Origin of the sequence: Nocardioides imazamoxiresistens, assembly GCF_032378595.1 — a bacterium.
Classification (GTDB): Bacteria; Actinomycetota; Actinomycetes; order Propionibacteriales; family Nocardioidaceae; genus Nocardioides; species Nocardioides imazamoxiresistens.
Genome location: NZ_JAVYII010000006.1, coordinates 87,159 through 104,950 on the forward strand (window position 1 = coordinate 87,159; position 17,792 = coordinate 104,950).

Sequence of the window (17,792 nt, forward strand, 5' to 3'; positions counted from 1 at the left end):
CGATGAGAGTCTGCGGTTCGGCGGGTCGTGTTCGGCATGGCGCATTCGTATGGACGATCGGTCGAGGGCGAGCACAGCGAGCGCGGCAGCGAGCTGCTGGGCATCGCGCGCTTCACGTTCCGCGAGGGCGGGGTGGAGGACTTCAAGCGGCTCTCCGCGCGGTGCATGGAGATCGTGCGCACGCAGGACGAGGGCACGTTGCAGTACGACATCTACCTCGACGAGGCCGGCGCAGGCGCGGTGGTGATCGAGCGCTACCGCGACTCGGACGCGCTGATCCAGCACCTGGCGAACATCGGCGACGACCTCATGCAGGAGATCCTGGCGACGGCGACCTCGGTCGAGGGCGAGACGCTGGGAGTGCCGAGCGACGAGCTGCGGGCGAGGATGGGGGAGGGGCCGGTGCGGCTCCTGCTGCCCTACCTGTCGATGGACTGACGGCGGGGAGGGGCGGCGGGTCGAGCCCGTACGTCCCCGTCGCGTCCCGCACGTACTGCCGACCGTGCGGAGCGGTCCACAGGTAGAGGCCCAGGCGCAACGGCCGGTACCGCCACGGCGGCCGGCCGCCGCGCCCGTGCGTCTTGGCGCGGTGGTGCGTGCGGCACAGCGGCGCCAGGTTGCAGGTGCAGGTGACGCCGCCGCGCTCGTGCGGGTGCACGTGGTCGCAGTCGGCCGCGTGGTCGCCGGGCGCCAGGGCGCGGGCCGGGCGGGTGCACCACGGGAACACGCACGACGGGTCCCGCAGCGCGATGAGCTCCGCGGCCCGGGGCGAGCGCTCGTACGCTCCGCCGCCGACGTGGTCGGCCAGGTCGCGGACGGGCGTGACCGTGAGGTCGGTGTCGGCGCGACCGCACCAGCCGGCGACCTGGTCGGCCGTCACCGGGGCTCCGGTGTTCTCGACCCGGCCGGTCCCGGTTGAACCGCCGAGTGCCGCTTCAGCGAGGTGCAGGTAGAGCGTGGTGCGGCGTCGCGGTCGCGGCGCGTCGACATCGCCCGCGCCGTCGCCCGTCGGGGAGAAGAACCCGAGCGTGTCCTGCCCGAGCGCGGCGCGGGCGAGCTCGCCGAGGGCGCGGGCCCGCCGGGCGTCGTGGTCGCCGACGTCGGCGAGGCCCGCCAGCGACGGGTGCGCGGCGATGTGGGCCAGGGCGTCGTCGAGGTCGTGGGCGTCGGCCAGGTCGAGCATGCCGCTCAGGCGCAGGGTGCCCGCGTACCCCACCTGGCGCCGGTCGATCGCCACGTGCGGCCGGTCGACCCTCGTCTCGAGGTCGGTGAGCAGGCCGATCCGGTCGACCTCCTGGCGGGTAGCGGCGACGAAGTGCTCGATCTGGATCGGCCCGAGCCCGTGCACGAACGGCGCGATGCGCTCGTCGACGATCGTGGCGACGCGGAGGTCGAGGTCGCGAGTGAGCGCGGCGACGCGGCGGGCCCGCCAGGCGGGCAGGTCGCCGGCGGCAGCGCGGGCGTACACGTTCGGCAGGCGCCAGCCGAGCTCGAGCGCATCGGCGAGGTAGCTGCGGGCTGCACGCGGGTGCAGGCTCAGCGCCGGGCCGAAGTCGACCACCGCGGACTCGGCGACCAACGGGGCGCCCTCGCCGCCGAGCGGCAGGAACACCTCGACGGCGGGGTCCAGGCAGGCCGCTTCGTGCTCGTGCGACGGCGCGAGCGTGTGGACGGCGAGCCAGCGGACCGCCGCGACCAGCTTCGCGGTCTCGGCCACTGCGACGGCCTCCTGGGCGGAGCCGGCCGCCGCGAGCAGCGCAGCGCGGTCACTGGTGGCGCACCCCACCTGACCTGCGACGACACTGCCCGCGACGACCATGGGACCAACCTAGACGGGGCCACCGACAGTTCGGTCGCGCCGGTTTGGCCGCGGGCGCCCGCGCGCCGATGCCCGGCTGAACCGCCGTGCACGCCCGCCTGGTCACCGCCCCCGGCGGCGCTCCGGGGTGACCCACGTCGTCGAGCGCCGCGCCGCGGCGAACACGGCGTCGACCTGCTCCGGCGTCAGCACGGTCGGCAGCCGCGACGCCCACCGCACGAGCTCCATCCGCGTCACCACCGCCACGTCGTCGGGGGCCTTGGCCCGGTTCACCGAGCGCGGGTCGACGAGCACGACCATCGGCCGCACGGCGACGGGCGTACCCACCGCTGCCTCCAGCAGCTTCGCCGCGCGAGCGGCCTCGTGGCGGGAGTTGCGCAGGTAGGGGTGCCGCTGCCCGTTGACCATGAAGGTGTTCGGTCCGACCCACACGTTCGCCCCGCGGTGCGACTTGGTGTTGACGGTGAAGACGCCGCCGGGGCCGACGAGCACGTGGTCGAGGTCGGAGCCGCGGTTGCCGACGGGCACGGAGTGCAGCACGCGCCAGGCGCCGGGGCGCGCGACCTGCCACAGCTGCTTCGCGACGGTCTCCTCGCCGAGCGCGCCGGTGGTCCAGGCGCGCTGCTCGCGGCGGCCGGCCGCGTCGAGGAGGCCCGGCTTCGGCAGGGTCGCGGCGTGCTCCCACAGCGCCTGGCCCGCCTCGTTGCGCACCAGGTCGCGCCAGCCCGCGTGGGGCGGGTCGGTAGGTGCCTTCCAGGCGGGGTGGTCGAGCCGGTGGTCGCGGTAGGCGGTGAGCTGCCGGGCGTACTCGCGCCGCGCCCGCCGACGCCCCAGCCACCCGAGGATGCCGCGGCCCTCCGGGACCCAGGGCAGCGGCTCGACGGCCGGCGGGCACGAGGCGCCCTCGCGGGCCAGCCAGTCGGCGAGGACGCGGGTGAGGAGGTCGGAGTACGCCGGGTCCGCGAGGTGGTCGGTGCCCGTCAGGAGGTCGCGGTGACCGGCGATCGTGCCGTCGGAGAGCCAGACGTACGCCTCGTTGACGCCTGGCTCGCAGCGCCACGACACCTCCGCCGAGAGCAGGGGAGGGACGGCCTGGTCGGTCACGACCGGTTCGTCCAGGTGCCGAGGTCGTCGAGGATGTCGGCGCCCATCGAGGGCACGAGCAGGAACGGCGCGACGACCACGATCAGCACGAACGCGAGGGCCGCCACGATCGGTCGGCCGAGCACGACGTGCAGCGCGGCGCCGACCGCCGCCCCGGGCACCACGAACGACGCCGCCGTCGGCAGCTGCGCCAGGCACCACACGACGATGCCGGCGTAGATCGCCGCGCCCCACAGCCGCCTACGCACCCCGCGCAGCACCCGCGAGCGCCGCTCGGAGCCCGTCGGCTGGTGGCGCGTCACGTCGCGCATCGGCAGGTGGCAGGACCGGCAGGCGGCCGCGCTCGGCGCCACGTCGGTCCGGCACACCGGACAGGTCAAGGTCTGCAGCACGTCCGCCCCCGGTTTCGTTGTCTCGACGCGCAGCCGATCGGCGGGGGTGGGGCGGAGGTGAGGAGTACGCGCGGCGCTCGCCGAGGTTTTACCCGCGCACGCTCTCGACGCGGTCCCGCGGGGGGAGCACGATGGAGCCATGAGGATGCCGGACTACCGCCACCTGCCCGAGCCGGTGAGGGACGAGGAGCTGGTCGCGACCGTCGAGGCCGAGGCGCCACCGGCGCACGACGCCGAGCGCAACGCCGACCAGCACGCGGCGTTGCGGGACGACTGAGCCGGCTCAGTCCTTCGGCGCCGACAGCTCCACGGCGATGCCGTCGGGGTCGCGGAACTCGAGGATGTACATCGGACCAGCGTCCTTGACCTCCTCGTGCTCGGCGCCGAGCGAGTCGAGGATCTCGATGGCCGCGTCGAGCTCGGCGCGGCTCGGCACCCCGAACGACACGTGGTCGAGGCCGACGCGGTTCTCCGAGAAGCGGTCGTCGCCGGGCGCCACCGGGCGCAGGCCGAGCAGGCCGCCCGGGATGCTGTAGATGATCCCGCCGAAGAGGAACCACAGCTGCTCGCGCGTCTCCTCGTCCGCGTCGTCGGGCAGCTCGAACGCCACGTCCCACCCGAAGAGGGTGTCGTAGAAGCGTCGCGAGACGTCGATGTCGCGCACGGTCAGGCGGACGTGGCTGAAGCCGTTCGTGGTGATGGACATGTCAACGACTCTCGCACGGGGGTGGGAGCCGGTACGCCCGTCAGCCGCGCGCCGCGGTCGGCGGCGGGGTCGCGGGCCGTGAGCGTCGCAGGGACGCGGGGGAGCGCGTACCCGGCGGGACCGGCAGCGGCGACCACGTGTCCAAGCGGAACTCCCGCAGCTTGGCGAGCAGGTCGGTGGCGGCCTCCTGCGACATCGCCTCGCCGTCGAGCGCGCGCAGCCACGTCTGGAGCGCGCGGCCGGGGACGAAGCGGACCCCACCGCGCTCGGCGTCCGGCGGCAGTTCGTCCTGCGCCGGACCCCAGACCACGACGAGCGGGGTGACGGTCAGCGACGAGCGCACGGGGGCGCGGTGCGTGCCGCGCTCGCGGGGCAGCTTCGTGCGCAGTACGCCTTCCGCGCGGGTCGCCGCGCGGCGCGCGGACTCGGCGATGCGGTCGGCCTCGTCAGGGTCGATGCGACGGGTGCGCCACTTCGAGTCCATGACCACGACGCCACCCGTGCGCGTGAGGACGAGGTGGTCGATGTCGCCGCCGGTGGTCTGGATGCTGTCGACCCAGCCCCAGATGCGGCGGCGACGCTTGGCGGTCTGCAGCCCGTAGCGGGTCATCTCCTCGCCGTTGGCGCCGCGCACGTGCTGGATCGCCTTCGCGTCGGAGGCCAGGTGCGTCTCGTGCAGGACGTGCAGCCAGGCGGCGACGACGACCGTGTGGAGGACGCCGAGGACGTACCAGCGCCCATCGCCGATCGGGAGGGTGAACCAGACGATCGGGGTGACGAAGGCGAACAGGGCCACCGCGACGGCGAGCTGCAGCGCGAGCATGGTCTTGCGCTCGAGCAGCCACGCTCGGCGGCGGCGTCGCAGCTCGCGGCGCGAGTACGGATCGAACTTCCCCATGCCGGCCCGATCGTCGGGCCCGGCCAGGACCTGAGCCGATCAGCGCGCGTCGGTGTCGAACACCCCGCCTAGCCACGCGACCAGCCGCGCGAACGACTCGGCCTCGTCGGGCGCGTGGTCGGGGTTGACCTCGCAGATCGTGAGTCCGCGCCAGTTCGCCGCGCCGACCACGCGGCGCAGGACGGTGCCGAGCTCGTCGAGCGCGAGCCCGTCGCGGCGGCGGCTGTTCTCGGCGATGGGGAAGTCGACCCAGCGCAGCACGTCGATGTCGACGTGCACCCACAGCTCGTCGTGCCCGGAGGCCCACGCGACGGCCTGGTCGGCGGCGTACCCCGGGTTCTGGTGCACCTCGTCCAGCGTCGTCACCGCGATGCCGTGGCGGTTCACGAGGTCCGCCTCGGAGGCGGTGATGTTGTCCTGGGCGAAGAGGCGCACGTCGCTGCCGGGCACGATCGGCCGCCGCGCGCCGAGGCCGGCGAGCTCGTCGACGGCGCCGGTCGCGTCGACGAGGTGGGCGACGCCCATCCAATCGATGGCGCCCTCGCCGGTCGCGGGGACCTTGAGGTCGGCGTCGAGGTCGACGTACAGCAGCGCCACCGACGCCTCGCGCCGCGTCGCGCCGGCCATGGCGCCGAGCTGGGTGGTGCAGTCGCCGCCGAGCACGAGGACGTCGTCGCCGTCGGCGACGGCCTCCGCGACCCGGTCGGCCAGCTCGCGGGCGGTGGCGCCCACGCCGGCGATGTTCATCGCGTCGGGACGGCCGGGGTCCGGGGTCCAGCGGCGGCGCTGGGTGTCGCCGCGGTCGCGTACGCCGCGCCCGGACGCCTCGAGCCGCGCGAGAACGCCGTGCTGCCGCCACGCGTCGGGGGCACGCTCCTGGCCGGCGGCGTACGCGCCGGCGCTCGAGGGGGCGCCGATGACCGAGAGAGTCCGAGACACGCTCCCAGGGCAGCACACCTCGCGCGGTCTGTCACCGGGCTCGGCGGTGAACGCTCAGAACGAGCTGCCGCCGTCGCCGCCCGGGCTGCCGGTTCCGCCGTCGCCGCGCGAGCTGCGCTTGTAGCGCGAGCCCTTCTGCGGTCGGAAGCCCAGGAGCAGGATGACGACGACGAAGAGCCCGGCGAGCAGGGCGAGGCAGATGAAGAACGGGACGAGGATGTTGATGGGGCCTCCGTCGGTCGCTGCCGGGTGGCGGTTATGCCCACCCGACTGGCCTCGACACCAGCGACCCGTACGCGTCGACTGCGGCGGTGACGTGGTTGTGGCGCGCGAGGTTGATCGTGACAGTTTTGGCTGGCACCTTTGAGGGCTATCCAAACCGACGTCGAAAATGCTGAACCTCGGCCTGGATAACGGCTCGAACCCCACCCTGGTCGAAGGCGTGACGTACGTCGTACCAGTGGTCAGTTCGGTCACGACGCCGTTCGGCTCGGAGGTGGTCGGTCGAGATGACCTTGAGGCCACCATTCGACGTCCATCTCCTGTGAGTGTTTCGAATCTCGCGGACCGCCGCCACAAGGTCGGCGGCGTCGTCTCGCGGGGGGACTGTGTGCCTGTAGGGCGCCAGGTCTAGAAGCAATGGTGGGTCTCTGAGCGCTTTCCCCGACATGTCTGTGTACGTCACTTGCACTTCGTAGGAGAGGGGGGCTGTCTGCCCCTCTTCGAAGAAAGCTGGTCCTGAACCAAGCGGGATGCGAATGGTTCGGCCGGGCGCCATCATCGGAATTGGCTGATCAAAGATGGAAAATTTAGCGGCGCGGCGGTCGTCAGATGAAACCAGTTCCTTATCGAAGGACACGGTGACGTCCCGCGCGGGGTTTCTGCCAGTGTTCCGGACCTCCAGGTACACAGAGAAGCCCTTGAAGTAGAAGTCCACGATCACGTACGGCCGGTACTCAAGTTCTCGCAGCCGCCGCGACTCGCGGAACTGTCGAAGCGCAATGACACCAATCACGACGTAGACGATCAGCGCACCGACGCCGCCGAACGCTGCCCACTCCGCCGATTCCCACGTTCTGAAGTCCACAAGGGGACAGTAGATCGGAGGTCCGGCCACGCCGCCCAAGGCGCGCCCAGTCTTCTGGTGCCGGGCGACGGCGGGACTGTTGCGCCCTCTAGGGGACGGCCAGGCCGCTCTCTCGGTGGGCGGCCACGAGGTCAGTGGCTCACCCGAGGGTTTATTTGACATGTCCAGCCTCGCGGCCATGTTGACCCGGCTCGCCTCACCCGCCGCTGCTGTGACGAGACCCTTGCGGGTCACCGCAGAACTTTGCGGCGGAGTGACGCATCCGCGTCACGTCGGCAGCCATCCCGGCTTGCGTTCACTCCTGTCGGTCGCAGGACGCCACCGATGACGGCCGGCCGTCACCCGGGCCGATCACGGTGCGGCACCAATGCAGCATTACGTCCCTAGCGCGTCGATCCTCTTCATCATCTCGTCGAGGTAGCCGAGGGTGTCGTTGATGCCCGGTTCGTAATCCTCGGGGTGGGCACACTCGTTGCGCTTGGCGAGAAGGCCATGGAGTGCCTTCATCATCGGATTCGTAATCAGGCCCTGCTTCTTGAGAACCTCGAAGACCGTGAAGTCCTTCTGCTCCCTGAGGTCGGCAGCCTTTGTGATCTTCCATGTTGGGTAGGCGTCCTGAACATCTTTGAGCCGCTTTGGGTCGTTCGCCACCCACTCGTGCACAAAGTCAACGAGCGCGGCGAACGACGTGACGTGGGCCGATCGGTAGAGTCCGTGCTCGACGCACTGAAGGGCTTCGCGGAAGAGTGCATCCTGCTTGACGTTAAGCCTCGTTAGCTTGGCGTACGACTCGGTAAGAGTCATGACTCGGTGAGTCGAGGTCTCGCGCTTCGCCAGCAGTTTGGTCAGGTCGTCTTGAACCATCGCGGCCCAGTCCGCGACCTCACGCGGTGTCCTAGGAGCCGCCATCGACCAGTCCCTTGAGGTGGGTTGCCATAGCCGAGAAGAAGGCGTCGTAAACGGCAGGGTCGCTGGTGGCATCAACGGACAGGGCGATGTTCACGTTGATCACCACACCGTTGCCGCCACCCCCAGTCCGTCGGCGCCGCTTGCCCTTGCTGTCTGCGCCGGGATCGTCAGCGTGGACGCCGTCTTCGTCGTGATCTGAGCCCGCGCCTGCGTCGTCAAAATCTCCAAACTTGCAGAGCACCTTAAACGTCTTGACGACCAGTGTTGCCTTCTCATCGTCCAGAGTCGAGTTGCTCTTCACAAGGGTGATCAGGTCAGAGTCCGGATGCGCGTTCGCATTAGCGTAGACGTCGAAGAAGGGCTTGTATCCGGCCGCGATCGCTGCTCCAACGATCTTGCGGCCACCTGCGCCACCGCGAAGACCCTTCTTGTAAGCGTCATTCGGGGCACCTGACGAGTCGAGCAGCCCCGCGTACTTCAGCACCGCGGGGAAGCCACGCGCGTGGGAGGACCCGAAGCCGATGGACTTCGGGTAGTCAGTGCCCAACTTGTCAGGGACTCCGACGTTCTGGAGCTTCTTAAGGAACTCCTCGAGTTTGCCCGGCGTGTGGTTCAAGACGAACTGGGTCGCAGCCATGTGGGGATTCTATGTGGCGGAACGCACAAACATCCGGTACTTAGTCAGGTGCGGGGAGGGCAGATCTACGCACCAACTTGCTCTGCAGCGGGCTTTCACGCAAGTCCCAGGCAATGTCGCTACTTCAATCACTGGCCAGGGTCGTCTCGGGCGGAAGGAAGCGGCCGACGTCACCTCGCCAGCGTCACCACGAACAAAGGCTCCTCGGCGAACTCCAGCACCTCGTCAGTCCACGCGGCGCCGATCCGCACCGGTTGCTCGGGGTCCCGTGAATTCAGCTCGGCTCCGCTCGGCACCCGCGCCACGGGCACGCGTACCCCGTCGACCAGCACCTCGAGCTCGACCACCCGACCGGTCACGGTCGCGGTGTCGACGTCCTCGTCGTGCTCCGGGCTGTAGTGGTAGTCCAGCTCCAGCATCCCCTCGGCCGGCACGACGCAGAGCCATGAGACGAGCTCGTTGCGCTCGATGGCGTCACCGTGGCAGCGGTGGAGCCAGCCGTCGACCTGGATCTCGAAGTGATCCCCCGACAGTCGGGGATCGGCGGCGAGGCGGGCGCTGGTCACACCCCGATGTCCTCCGCGTCGACGATGCGGTAGGCGTACCCCTGCTCGGCCAGGAACCGCTGGCGGTTCTGGGCGAAGTCGGCGTCGACGGTGTCGCGCGAGACCACGGTGTAGAAGCGGGCGACCTTGCGGTCCTCGCCGGGGCGCGGGGTGCCGGGGCGCAGCAGGCGACCGAGGCGCTGGGCCTCCTCCTGGCGCGAGCCGAAGGAGCCCGACACCTGGATCGCGACCTCGGCGGAGGGCAGGTCGATGGAGAAGTTCGCGACCTTCGAGACCACCAGGCGGGAGATCTCGCCGGTGCGGAACGCCTCGAAGAGCCGCTGGCGCTCCTTGACGGTCGTCTCGCCCTTGATCACGGGCGCGTCGAGGGCGGCGGCGAGCTCGTCGAGCTGCTCGATGTACTGCCCGATCACCAGCAGCGGCTGGTCGGCGTGCTGCTCCACGAGCGCCTTCACGACGTGGGTCTTCTGCGAGGTGCACGACGCCAGGCGGTAGCGCTCCTCGGGCTCCGCGGTGGCGTACACCATCCGCTCGTCGCCGGGCAGCGTCACGCGCACCTCGACGCAGTCGGCCGGCGCGATCCAGCCCTGCGCCTCGATGTCCTTCCACGGGGCGTCGTAGCGCTTCGGGCCGATGAGGGAGAACACGTCGCCCTCGCGGCCGTCCTCGCGCACCAGCGTCGCGGTCAGCCCGATGCGCCGACGCGCCTGCAGGTTCGCCGTCATCCGGAAGATGGGCGCCGGCAGCAGGTGCACCTCGTCGTAGACCACGAGGCCCCAGTCGCGGGCGTCGAGCAGCTCGAGGTGCGGGTAGACGCCCTTCCGCTTCGTCGTCAGCACCTGGTAGGTCGCGATCGTGACGGGGCGGATTTCCTTGGTGGCGCCGGAGTACTCCCCGATCTCGTCCTCGGTCAGCGACGTGCGGCGCACCAGCTCGTCCTTCCACTGCCGCGCGCTCACGGTGTTGGTGACGAGAATGAGCGTCGTGGCCTTCGCGTGCGCCATCGACGCCGCGCCGACCAGCGTCTTGCCGGCGCCGCAGGGGAGCACCACCACGCCGGAGCCGCCGTGCCAGAACGACTCGGCCGCCTCCCGCTGGTAGGGCCGCAGCTGCCACTCCGACTCGTCCAGGTCGATCTGGTGGGCCTCGCCGTCGACGTAGCCCGCGAAGTCCTCCGCCGGCCACCCGATCTTCAGCAGCGCCTGTTTGAGGTTGCCGCGCTCGGAGGGGTGCACCGCGACCGTGTCGGGGTCCAGGCGGGCGCCGATCATGCCCTGCACCCGCTTGGCCCGCAGGACCTCCTCGAGCACCGGGCGGTCCGTCGAGGTCAGCACCAGCCCGTGGGTCGGGTGCTTGTCGAGCCGCAGCCGCCCGTAGCGCGCCATCGTCTCCGCGACGTCGACCAGCAGGGCGTGCGGCACGGGGTAGCGGCTGTACTGCAGCAGCGTGTCCACCACCTGCTCCGCGTCGTGGCCCGCCGCCCGCGCGTTCCACAGCCCCAGCGGCGTCAGCCGGTAGGTGTGCACGTGCTCCGGGCTGCGCTCCAGCTCCGCGAACGGCGCGATCGCCTTGCGGCACTCGCCCGACTGGGCGTGGTCGACCTCCAGCAGCAACGTCTTGTCGGACTGGACGATGAGGGGGCCGTCGTTCACCGCACCAGCGTACGGACCCCGCAATCGAGGTGCGCCCGCCCGGTCGGGGCTGGGAGGCTGCCGGGATGCACGAGACCGACCTCTCCCTCGACGCGGTACGCGACGGCGCCGGCCACCTGCGCCGCGACGGCGTCGTCGTGGGTGCGGTCGCCTCCGTGGTGCGCCCCCGCTGGACGTGGGGCCTGCCGCCCCGACGCGAGGAGATCGTGGAGCTGCACGTCGACCTCGACGGAGAGCCGCGTCAGGTGGTCCGCGCCCGCGGACCGCAGTGGCCCGGCGTCGCCGAGGCGCTGGCCGGTCGGCTCAGCCTTCCGAACGGCGGACAGCTCGACGTCGCGTGGCTCGAGGGCCCCGAGCGGTACGCCCTGTGGCGGCGGTTGCTGCCGGACGCTGAGGAGGAGTGGACCTGCTGTCTCGTCGAGCCGGTGGACGACACCGAGACGAGTGCTCGGGCGGAGGCGGCGCGGGCCGTGCTCGACCTTGTCCGGCCCGAGCTGACCACGGCGATGGTCGACGCGTACGCCGACGACGACCTCCCGGCGGAGGTCGCGGCCGCCCAGGAGGCAATTCGGGCCCGGTCGACGCGAACGGGCGGCAACGCGTACATGGGTCTCGAGCTCGACCCCGGCGACGAGGCCGACTGGCGGCTGCTGCGCACCTACGCTCCCTGGTCGATTCGCGCCGACCTGGACGGCCCCGACGGGGCGGTCTGCGGGATGGCCGACGGCACCCAGGGGCTCTGGGCCTACGTGCGTTCCCGTGAGGTCGAGGGATTCGCCGCAGCGATCGCGCCGCGCGGCGACGCGTACGGCTGCGGCGTACGACGGGCCCGCCCGCGACGCCTGCGTAACCGCCTCCGCGACCGGAACGGTCAGACCACGACCTGACCCACGTTCCGCGTGTCCGCCGGCACCACCATTGGCGCGCCGGTCAGCGGGTCGGGCAGCACGCTCGCCTCCAGCGCGAACACCTCGCGCAGCAGGGGAGCGGTGATCGTCTGCTCGGGCGGGCCCTCGGCGACGACCGTGCCGTCGCGCAGGGCGACGACGTGGTCGGCGTACCGGGCCGCGAGGTTGAGGTCGTGCAGCACCGCGACCACCGTGCGGCCGCGGGCCACCAGCCGGTGCAGCACGTTGAGCACCTCGATCTGGTGCGGCAGGTCGAGGAAGGTGGTCGGCTCGTCGAGCAGCACCAGCGGGGTGTCCTGCGCCAGCGTCATCGCGATCCACACCCGCTGGCGCTGGCCGCCGGAGAGCTCGTCGAGACGACGGTCCGCGAGGTCGGCGACGCGGGTCTCCTCCAGCGCGTCGTGCACGGCGCGCTGGTCGGAGGCGGAGTGGCGGCGCAGCACGCGCTGGTGGGCGAAGCGGCCGCGGTGCACCAGCTCGCGCACCGTGATGCCCTCCGGCGCCGACATGGTCTGCGGCAGCAGAGCGAGGCGGCGGGCGCGCTCCTTCGCGGACAGCGCCCGCATCGGCGCCCCGTCGAGGAGCACCTCGCCGGCCGCCGGCGTCAGCAACCCCGACAGCGCCCGCAGCAGCGTCGACTTGCCGCACGCGTTGGGCCCGAGGATCACGGTGAAGCGGTCGTCGGGCACGGCCACGCTGAGGCCCTCGGCGACCACGCGCTCGTCGTAGCGCAGCGTCAGGCCCTCGGCGGCCAGCCGGGTCGCGGGCCGGTCGGTGGGTCGGTCGGTGGAGGTCATCCGCGGGTCCGCATCTCTCGTCGCAGCAGCCAGGTGAGGTAGACGCCGCCGATCACCACGGTGACGACGCCGACCGGGACGGTCAGGGGCACGACGTGCTGCGCGACCAGGTCGGCGCTCAGCAGCAGCACCGCCCCGGTCGCCAGGCTCGCGCCCATCGGGATGCCGGGGGAGCCGGCGAGGCGCCGCGCGATCTGCGGCGCCGCCAGCGCCACGAACGCCACCGGCCCGGCGACCGTGGTGACGGCGCTGACCAGCGCGACCGCGAGCAGCAGCAGGAGCGCGCGGTGCCGGTCCAGCGCCACGCCCGTCGCGCGGGCCAGGTCGTCGCCGAGCTCGACCTGGCGCAGCGTCGCGAGCCCGAACGGCAGCAGCGCCAGCGTCCCCAGCAGGAACGCCGCGGCGGGCCACACGGCCCCGGCCGTCGCGTTGTTGAGCGTGCCCGCACCCCACGCGGAGGCGAACAGCGCGGTCTCGACGTCGATGCGCAGCAGGATCCACGAGTTCGCGGCGGCCAGGAACGCCGAGACGCCGATGCCGACCACGATGAACCGGAAGTCGCGCAGCCCGTCGCGCAGGGCGAGGAGGTAGATGGCGCCCGCGGTCAGCAGCCCGCCGACCAGGGCGCCGGTCATCACGCCCGCCCACGACCCGCCGAGCACGACCAGCGCCAGCAGCATGCCGGTGAACGACCCGTTCGCCAGGCCCATCACGTCGGGGCTGGCCAGCGGGTTGCGGGTGACGGTCTGGAAGATCGCGCCCGAGGCCGCCAGCGCGGCGCCGAAGACGAGCGCGGCCACCACGCGCGGCAGGTGCCACTCGACCACGACGGTGTAGACGATCGGCTCCACGACGGGGAACGGCGGGCCGAGCAGCGCGCCGACCACCTCGCCCGCGGTCAAGGGGAAGTCGCCCGCCCACAGGCCGACGAAGCCCAGCACCAGCGCGGCGACGCCGAGCACGCCGCAGACCGCGAGCTCGCGTCGGTCGAGCCCGACGTGGGCCCGCTCGCCGCCGACGACCAGGGCGCCGCGCGGCGCTTCCCTCTCCGCGGCCCTCACAGGCCCGTCGCCCTCGAACGGCGCGCCAGCAGCACGAGCACGGGGGCGCCGATGAACGCCGTCACGATGCCGGCCGGCATCTCGCCGGGCAGCACGGCCACGCGGCCGACCACGTCGGCGACCAGCACCAGCACGACGCCGGCGACCGCCGAGACGCCGAGGATGCGGCGCTGGTCGACGCCGACGCACCAGCGCACGACGTGCGGCACGACGAGGCCGACGAACGCGACCGGCCCGGCCACCGCGGCCGCGCCGGCGGCCAGCAGGGTGATCGCCGCGAGCGCCAGCAGGTCCGAGCGACGCAGGTCGACGCCCTGGGCCTGCGCGACGTCGCGGCCCAGCGCGATCGCGTTGAGCGAGGGCGCCGTCGCGGCGGCGGCGAGCGCGCCGAGCACGAGCAACGGGGCCACGGCGAGCGTCACGGCGTACCCCCGGTCGATCAGGCTGCCCGCGTGCCACGTCAGCATCCGCTCGAACGCGTCGGGGTCGCTCAGCGAGATGCCGGTGGTCAGCCCGGCGAGCACCGCGCCGACCGCGACGCCGGTCAGCACCAGCCGGGTCGGCGGCACGCGCGGGTCGGTCGGGCGCCCCAGGGCGACCACGACGAGGCTGGCCAGCAGGGCGCCGCCGACGGCCCACCACACGTAGGCCGCGGGCGCGGTCACGCCGGCGTACGCCACCGCCACGGCCACCGCGAACGACGCCCCGGCGCTCACGCCGAAGAGGCCGGGGTCGGCGAAGGGGTTGCGGGTGTACGCCTGCATCAGCGCGCCCGAGACCCCCAGCGCGAGCCCGACCACGACGCCCGCGACGGTGCGCGGCAGCCGCTGGTCGGCGACCACGAACCGCGCGGTCGCGTCGCCGCCGCCGGTCAGGGCCGCCCACACGTCGCCCGGCGGCACCGGGTTGGAGCCGACGAGCACCGAGAGGGCCAGGGCGGCCGGGACCGCCAGGACCAGCAGGGCGACCGGGCTCGGTCGCAGGGTCACGAGCCGGACAGGATCCGCTCGAGGTCGTCGAGCACGGTCTGGCCGCCGAGCGGACCGACGCCGGTGATCCAGAACGACTGGTCGACCAGGTGCAGCTCGGGGAACGACGCGGCGTTGGCCGTGATCGACGGCGGGATCGTGGACTCGTCCTCGACGTCGGTGGTGGTCACCAGCACGAGGTCGGCCTGGGCCTCCAGCACGCGCTCCGGCGACAGGTCGACCGAGATCTCCTCGGCGAACTCCGGGCGCTCCGGGGTGGTGAACCCGGCGCACTCGAGCGTCGCGCCGGCGAACGAGGTGGGGCCGTAGAGCGTGACCAGGCCGTCGCGCGGGCGCACCAGTTGGGCCGTCCGGCCCTCGGTGTCGAACTCCGCGGCGATCTCGTCGCAGCGCTCCTGGTAGCCCTCCAGCAGCTCGTCCGCGCCCTCGGGGTCGCCGAGCGCCGCGGCGGTGAAGCGCACGTTGTCCTGCCACGGGTCGGACTGCGAGGCCATGTAGACCGTCGGGGCCACGTCGCTGAGCTGGTCGTAGAGCGCCGAGTGCCGGGTCTCGGTGCCGATGATGAGGTCGGGGCGCAGGGCCGCGATCTTGTCCACGTCGGGCTCGGTGACCGTGCCGACGGTCTGGACGTCGTCGGCGTCGTCGCCGAGGTACGCCGGCACCCCGGCCGCCTCGTTCAGCACCGCCGCGCCGACCGGCGTCATGCCGAGCGCGACCGCGGTGTCGAGCTGCACGGGCTCCAGCACGACCACGCGCTGCGGGTCCGCGGGCACGGTGGCCTCGCCGCGGGCGTGGGTGACCTCGCGGTCGTCGTCACCGCCCTCGTCGGTGGCGCTGTCGGCGGGGTTGCCGCAGGCCGCGAGGGTGAGGGCGGCCAGGGCGGCTCCGGCCAGGGCGAGGCGGGGGCGCCGCGACGGACGCGGACGGGACGGGCGGGACAACCGGGGGAGGTGCACGAGACGCCCTTTCGGGTGAGGTCGACGGACGGCGACGAAGGTTAGCAATACCTAAGTTCGACTCCGTCGGGGTGTCTCAGACCGGGTCGACCGCCGTGATCCGGTGCACCGCGAACAGCCGCTCGTCGTCGCTGCGGTGGTCGTGCGCGGTCAGCTGCCCGCCCTCGACCCGCAGCGGGTCGACGACGCGCTCGAGGAACGAGCCGTGGTTGTCGACGTACGCGATGCGCACCGTGCGCCGCGCCTCCACCGCCTCGCGCAGCGCGCTGAGCGCGGCCGCCGGGGAGGTGGGCGAGGACGTGGTCGGGCCGCCGGTCTCGGGGCGCGGGCGGGCGGCTGCGGCGCGGTCTCCCGCGCGTACCGCCGTGACCACCGAGGTCGTGTGGGCGACGTCGCGGGCCGCGACCGCAGCCGTACGCCGGGCGCGGCCGACCCGCGCCCGCAGCACGTCGGGGCGCGCCACCCGCACCGTGCCGTCGGGCGCCTCGACCACCGGCGCGGCGCCCAGCTCGCGCAGGCGCGGCAGCAGCACGTCGAGGGGCGTCGTCGAGATCAGCACCGTCGGGGCGATCCGGCGCAGGCCGAGGGAGGCGGCCCGCGGGTCGTGCAGCAGCGTGGTCAGCGCGGTCTCGTCGTCGGTGCGCACGAACGCCTCCGCGTGGCCCACCCGCACCGTGCCGAAGGTGCGCGCCACGTCGTCGACCAGGTAGGTCAGCGGCTGCGGCACCGGGGTCGCCGAGACCTCCGCGACGAAGGCGTGCACGTCGGCGGCCGACCAGCCGACGTCGAAGGCGCGGCGCACCGAGGAGGCGCGGAAGCGGTAGACCCCCGCCCCGCCCGACGACTCCAGGTCGGCGACCAGCTGCAGGCGGCGCGCCAGCTCGGTCTCCAGCGGCCCGGGCGCCACCGCGGTCAGGTCGGCCTGCAGCAGCACCTTGTCCACCGGGTCGGGCAGCAGCGGGTCGAGCGCGGCGACCGCCTCGTCCTCGCCGTCGGCGAGCACTGCGCGGCCCGCGGCGGTGGCGCCACCGAGGGCGAGCACGCCGAGCGCCGAGGCCTCCGCGACCGTCCAGGTCACCACGTCGTCGCGCAGCGAGGGGCGCCGCGGGTGCTCCCAGCGGATCCGCTCCACCAGCGACGGCACGCCCGTGCCGGTCGCCAGCACCTCGCCGGTCGGCAGGCCCGCCACGGCGGCCAGGGTCGCGCGCCGCGTCGCCGCACCGACCGGGTGCGCGAGGTCCGCCTCGAGCGCGTTGGTCGCCTTGCGCGTCTTCTCGTCGCGCCGACCGACCAGGCCGGGCAGCCGGTCGGAGGCCAGCCACGCCCGGGCGAGCACCGCCCACCGCTGGGCGACCGAGCGCGTCGACCACACGTCGTACACGTCCGTCGGCACCCACACGAGCTCGCCGTCGGCGTCGGTGCCCTCCGCCAGCAGCTGGGCGGCCGCGGCCGTCTCGACCAGCAGGGCGGTCTCCGCCTCCTCGGTGCCGAGCAGCACCGCCGCGGCCCGCAGGTCGCGCACCGCGAGCCCGCCGCCGCGCAGCACGCCGGGGGGCCGGGTGCCCCAGGTGTCGAGGAGCAGCTCGGTACGCCGCACCGCCTCGGCCGCCGCGCCGGCACCCGCCCGGTCGACCACCGACGCCTCGCGCGCCGACGTCGCCAGCGGGGGAGGTGTCGGCGCGACCTCGGGCAGGCCGAGGACCGCGCCCGTCTCGCCCGCGACGCGGACCTCGCCGCGCCCGCGCGGCACCAGCAGCCGCGCCCGCACCAGCTCGCCGATCGGGGTCGTCGGCGCGGGATCGCGCAGGTCCTCGGTCGTCGTGCCGCGGCCGCCGTGGCCGTGCACGTGCTCCAGCAGGCCGCGGGCCGGCGGGCTCAGCGCGGCCAGCCGGCGCTCGACCTCGGCGCGGTCCAGGGCCTCGGGGGTCAGGGGCTCCAGCGGCAGCCGCGTCTCGACCGGTCCGGCGCCCAGCGCGTCCGGCACCGTGGTGACCACGCGCAGGCCCTCGGTCGAGTGCCACAGCAGCGCCAGGTCGACCAGCCGCTGTGTCGCGCGGTCCACGGCGGAGGCATCGGCGGGGGCGTCGGCGCCGAGCAGGTCGGCCGATGTCCAGACCGGGGTTTGTGCCACGAGCGCGTGGGAATGGAGGACCAGCAGCTCCCACCGGTCCAGCCGGTCGAGGGCACGCAGCACGGAGGCACGGGTGGTCGCTCGGGAGGCGAGCTGGCCGGAGTCGTGGGGAGCGGGAGTGGCGAGATCGGGACGTGCCGTGAGCAGGCGGGTGAGCTGCTCGTCGGACCAGTCGCGCAGCTGGTCGGCGAGGCTGCGGTACGACGCGATCTCCCTGGACATCACGCCCACGCTACTGCGT

At 73.1% G+C, this 17,792-nt stretch carries 18 protein-coding genes; 3 read left to right on the plus strand and 15 right to left on the minus strand.

Features of this window, described 5'->3' with window-relative positions:
• The first annotated feature begins 36 nt into the window (after positions 1-36).
• On the plus strand, positions 37-438 hold the full coding sequence (locus RDV89_RS14200; protein WP_315733770.1) for a putative quinol monooxygenase: 402 nt from the start codon (positions 37-39) through the stop codon (positions 436-438).
• Between the two features lie 1,483 nt (positions 439-1,921).
• On the opposite strand, the gene RDV89_RS14205 is transcribed toward RDV89_RS14200, so the two are convergent.
• Together RDV89_RS14205 and RDV89_RS14210 are read right to left on the minus strand one after the other, a co-directional pair.
• A complete protein-coding gene (locus RDV89_RS14205) occupies positions 1,922-2,923 on the minus strand; it encodes a nuclease-related domain-containing protein (protein WP_315733772.1) in 1,002 nt (333 codons plus the stop codon).
• The gene (locus RDV89_RS14210) at positions 2,920-3,315 is read right to left on the minus strand and encodes a hypothetical protein (protein ID WP_315733774.1); all 396 of its coding nucleotides are present in this window, start codon (positions 3,313-3,315) and stop codon (positions 2,920-2,922) included. Before RDV89_RS14210 ends, RDV89_RS14205 begins: the two co-directional genes overlap by 4 nt.
• 139 nt (positions 3,316-3,454) lie before the next feature.
• Here RDV89_RS14210 and RDV89_RS14215 point away from each other — a divergent pair, with 139 nt between their 5' ends.
• A complete protein-coding gene (locus RDV89_RS14215; RefSeq protein ID WP_315733776.1) occupies positions 3,455-3,592 on the plus strand; it encodes a hypothetical protein in 138 nt (45 codons plus the stop codon).
• A 6-nt stretch (positions 3,593-3,598) separates the two neighbouring features.
• On the opposite strand, the gene RDV89_RS14220 is transcribed toward RDV89_RS14215, so the two are convergent.
• The 8 genes from RDV89_RS14220 to RDV89_RS14255 all read right to left on the minus strand — a co-directional run bounded on the left by RDV89_RS14220 (position 3,599) and on the right by RDV89_RS14255 (position 10,709).
• Positions 3,599-4,021, minus strand: a complete 423-nt coding sequence (locus RDV89_RS14220) for a VOC family protein (RefSeq protein WP_315733778.1) — start codon at positions 4,019-4,021, stop codon at positions 3,599-3,601.
• 40 nt (positions 4,022-4,061) lie between these two features.
• Positions 4,062-4,919, minus strand: coding sequence for a hypothetical protein (locus RDV89_RS14225; RefSeq protein ID WP_315733780.1), 858 nt, complete (start codon positions 4,917-4,919; stop codon positions 4,062-4,064).
• A 39-nt stretch (positions 4,920-4,958) separates the two neighbouring features.
• Positions 4,959-5,858, minus strand: coding sequence for an arginase family protein (locus tag RDV89_RS14230; RefSeq protein WP_315733782.1), 900 nt, complete (start codon positions 5,856-5,858; stop codon positions 4,959-4,961).
• Positions 5,859-6,228: 370 nt separating this feature from the next.
• Positions 6,229-6,945, minus strand: coding sequence for a DUF8453 domain-containing protein (locus RDV89_RS14235; RefSeq protein WP_315733783.1), 717 nt, complete (start codon positions 6,943-6,945; stop codon positions 6,229-6,231).
• 375 nt (positions 6,946-7,320) lie between these two features.
• The gene (locus RDV89_RS14240) at positions 7,321-7,854 is read right to left on the minus strand and encodes a hypothetical protein (protein WP_315733785.1); all 534 of its coding nucleotides are present in this window, start codon (positions 7,852-7,854) and stop codon (positions 7,321-7,323) included.
• Positions 7,841-8,491 (minus strand): DUF5343 domain-containing protein, encoded by a 651-nt coding sequence (locus RDV89_RS14245; protein ID WP_315733787.1) that lies wholly within the window; start codon positions 8,489-8,491, stop codon positions 7,841-7,843. The genes RDV89_RS14240 and RDV89_RS14245 overlap by 14 nt, the downstream gene beginning before the upstream one ends.
• A 170-nt stretch (positions 8,492-8,661) precedes the next feature.
• Entirely contained in the window at positions 8,662-9,057 is a 396-nt protein-coding gene (locus RDV89_RS14250; protein WP_315733789.1) for a hypothetical protein, read from the minus strand.
• Positions 9,054-10,709: a DNA repair helicase XPB gene (locus RDV89_RS14255; RefSeq protein ID WP_315733791.1), complete on the minus strand. Its 1,656-nt coding sequence runs from the start codon at positions 10,707-10,709 to the stop codon at positions 9,054-9,056. Before RDV89_RS14255 ends, RDV89_RS14250 begins: the two co-directional genes overlap by 4 nt.
• 65 nt (positions 10,710-10,774) lie before the next feature.
• On the opposite strand from RDV89_RS14255, the gene RDV89_RS14260 reads away from it, so the two are divergent.
• A complete protein-coding gene (locus RDV89_RS14260) occupies positions 10,775-11,596 on the plus strand; it encodes a hypothetical protein (RefSeq protein ID WP_315733793.1) in 822 nt (273 codons plus the stop codon).
• Here the strand turns inward: RDV89_RS14260 and RDV89_RS14265 are convergent.
• From RDV89_RS14265 to RDV89_RS14285, 5 genes are all read right to left on the minus strand, one after another.
• A complete protein-coding gene (locus RDV89_RS14265; RefSeq protein ID WP_315733795.1) occupies positions 11,581-12,414 on the minus strand; it encodes an ABC transporter ATP-binding protein in 834 nt (277 codons plus the stop codon). The two genes, RDV89_RS14260 and RDV89_RS14265, sit on opposite strands and share 16 nt — an antisense overlap.
• Positions 12,411-13,475: a FecCD family ABC transporter permease gene (locus RDV89_RS14270; RefSeq protein ID WP_315733797.1), complete on the minus strand. Its 1,065-nt coding sequence runs from the start codon at positions 13,473-13,475 to the stop codon at positions 12,411-12,413. Before RDV89_RS14270 ends, RDV89_RS14265 begins: the two co-directional genes overlap by 4 nt.
• Entirely contained in the window at positions 13,472-14,464 is a 993-nt protein-coding gene (locus RDV89_RS14275) for a FecCD family ABC transporter permease (RefSeq protein ID WP_315733799.1), read from the minus strand. Before RDV89_RS14275 ends, RDV89_RS14270 begins: the two co-directional genes overlap by 4 nt.
• The gene (locus RDV89_RS14280; protein ID WP_315733801.1) at positions 14,461-15,405 is read right to left on the minus strand and encodes an ABC transporter substrate-binding protein; all 945 of its coding nucleotides are present in this window, start codon (positions 15,403-15,405) and stop codon (positions 14,461-14,463) included. The genes RDV89_RS14275 and RDV89_RS14280 overlap by 4 nt, the downstream gene beginning before the upstream one ends.
• Positions 15,406-15,496: 91 nt before the next feature.
• Positions 15,497-17,773, minus strand: a complete 2,277-nt coding sequence (locus RDV89_RS14285) for a helicase-associated domain-containing protein (RefSeq protein ID WP_315733803.1) — start codon at positions 17,771-17,773, stop codon at positions 15,497-15,499.
• Positions 17,774-17,792: the final 19 nt, after the last annotated feature.

Coding starts and splice junctions, on each gene's coding strand:
- RDV89_RS14200 (WP_315733770.1), top strand. CDS start 37: ATGGCGCATTCGTATGGACGATCGGTCGAGGGCGAGCACAGCGAGCGC.
- RDV89_RS14215 (WP_315733776.1), top strand. CDS start 3,455: ATGAGGATGCCGGACTACCGCCACCTGCCCGAGCCGGTGAGGGACGAG.
- RDV89_RS14220 (WP_315733778.1), bottom strand. CDS start 4,021: ATGTCCATCACCACGAACGGCTTCAGCCACGTCCGCCTGACCGTGCGC.
- RDV89_RS14225 (WP_315733780.1), bottom strand. CDS start 4,919: ATGGGGAAGTTCGATCCGTACTCGCGCCGCGAGCTGCGACGCCGCCGC.
- RDV89_RS14240 (WP_315733785.1), bottom strand. CDS start 7,854: ATGGCGGCTCCTAGGACACCGCGTGAGGTCGCGGACTGGGCCGCGATG.
- RDV89_RS14245 (WP_315733787.1), bottom strand. CDS start 8,491: ATGGCTGCGACCCAGTTCGTCTTGAACCACACGCCGGGCAAACTCGAG.
- RDV89_RS14260 (WP_315733793.1), top strand. CDS start 10,775: ATGCACGAGACCGACCTCTCCCTCGACGCGGTACGCGACGGCGCCGGC.
- RDV89_RS14265 (WP_315733795.1), bottom strand. CDS start 12,414: ATGACCTCCACCGACCGACCCACCGACCGGCCCGCGACCCGGCTGGCC.
- RDV89_RS14285 (WP_315733803.1), bottom strand. CDS start 17,773: ATGTCCAGGGAGATCGCGTCGTACCGCAGCCTCGCCGACCAGCTGCGC.